The following is a 1,968-nucleotide window of genomic DNA, read 5'->3' on the forward strand; positions in this document are numbered from 1 at the left end:
ATAAAAATAACAAACGCCTATTTTATGGAATTAGCTTTAACCATACGGAGTAAACATCTATTTTGAACTGGCAATCTTTAGTCGATAACAGGCAACGTTTTTTTTGGCTTTTGCAAATCGCGGGCTGGATTGGTTACGCGTTAGTAAATTATATCGGCTCTAAAGTATTTGAAATGCGTGATATATATGTATTTGTTATTTTATTGAATGCTTACGCTGGTTGTTTGATGACAGTGCCGCTTAGGTATATTTACCGTAAAATTTGGAATGCCTCGCCCTGGGTGTTAATGATTGTAGTATTTGGTGCCTCTTATATAACGGGCACTCTATGGGCTGTCGTTCAAAAATTCAATCTATGGGAAATATACCGCCATGGTTATAGACCAGAGGAGTGGTTTTATTACCTGCAGCAAGGTTTAGATTCGGTTTATATTATTTTATGTTGGAGTGGTTTGTACTTTGGCGTTAAATATTATCAGTTATTACAAAGTGAGCGACAAAAAGCGTTAAAGGCCACAACGATGGCACACGAAGCGCAACTAAAAATGCTCAGGTATCAGCTCAACCCCCATTTTCTATTCAATACACTTAACGCTATTTCTACTTTAATTTTGGTTAAAGAAAACAAAGATGCTAACTTAATGGTAGCAAGGTTAAGTGACTTTTTACGTTACACACTTAATACCGATCCAATTAAAAAAGTACCGCTTGAGCAAGAGCTACATGCTCTCATGCTTTATTTAGAAATAGAGCGCGTCCGTTTTGATGAGCGATTGAAAGTAAATGTAGATATTAGCGAGCAAGCAAAAGAGGCTTTAGTACCGAGCTTAATTTTGCAACCAATTATAGAAAACGCGATTAAATATGCCATTGCCCATCTGACAGAAGGTGGTGTAATTGATATTAAAGCACAAGTATTTGCGAATGAATTATTACTAGAAGTGGGTGACAACGGCCCAGGCACTGAAATACTTGATGGCCAATTAGTTAACGCTCAAGGTGTAGGTGTTGCTAACACCAAAGATAGATTAAAAACGTTGTATGAAAATAATTATTCGTTTGTATTATCACATAATACGCCAAGTGGATTAAAAGTTAATCTGCGAGTACCTTTTGAGAAGGCTGTGAAAAATGACTAAAATAAAAACACTCATTGTTGATGATGAACCGTTAGCGCGAAAAGGTTTAGCGGTAAGACTTGAAGAATATTCTGATATTGAAGTAATTAAATTGTGTAGTTCAGGCGCTGATGCAATTGAAATGTGCCAAAGCGAGAAAATCGATTTGGTTTTTTTAGATATTCAGATGCCAGGTATGAATGGCTTTGAGGTGGCAAGAGCGCTTAGCGAAAGTACAAAAGTACTACCTGCTATTGTATTTGTAACTGCTTTTGATCAGTTTGCTGTAAAAGCATTTGAAATTCATGCTCTCGATTACATTTTAAAACCCGTTGATGATAACAGATTAAAACAGGCGGTAGAAAAAGTGCATACTTATTTAAAAACGCAGCAAGACAACGCCCATAAGAAAAAACTAGCGAGTTTTGTAGCCGGTATTACTGGTAATAATTGCGAAGAAATATTAAAAAAATTAGCCACTGGCGATACCTTAACAGATAGACGTTACCCAGAATCGCTTGCAGTAAAAGAGCAGGGTGAAATTATACGGGTACCTGTAGCGACTATCCAATGGGTTGATGCTGCAGGTGACTATATGTGTTTACATTGTGAAGATGGACAAACGCATATACTTCGTAAAACAATGAAAGAGCTTGAGCAAGAGCTAGACCCTCAGTTATTTGTGCGTGTACACCGCAGTGCGATAGTAAACACAAAACAAATTAGTAAGCTGGTTACACAAGTAAGTGGCGAGTATTTATTAGTACTTGAAAACGGACAAGAATTAAAAGTGAGCCGTAGCTATCGAGATAAGGTTAAAGCGGCATTAGCAAGTTAAAGCCAACGCTTT

The 1,968-nt window shown here is 37.1% G+C and carries 2 protein-coding genes; both read left to right on the plus strand.

Going from position 1 to position 1,968, the window contains the following annotated elements; genetic code table 11:
* The first annotated feature begins 62 nt into the window (after positions 1-62).
* Entirely contained in the window at positions 63-1,139 is a 1,077-nt protein-coding gene (locus H5072_RS18125) for a sensor histidine kinase (protein ID WP_024596641.1), read from the plus strand.
* Entirely contained in the window at positions 1,132-1,956 is an 825-nt protein-coding gene (locus H5072_RS18130) for a LytTR family DNA-binding domain-containing protein (RefSeq protein ID WP_024596642.1), read from the plus strand. Before H5072_RS18125 ends, H5072_RS18130 begins: the two co-directional genes overlap by 8 nt.
* The last annotated feature ends 12 nt before the right edge of the window (positions 1,957-1,968 follow it).

Source organism: Pseudoalteromonas sp. SR45-5 (genome assembly GCF_014163565.1).
Lineage (GTDB): Bacteria > Pseudomonadota > Gammaproteobacteria > Enterobacterales > Alteromonadaceae > Pseudoalteromonas > Pseudoalteromonas distincta.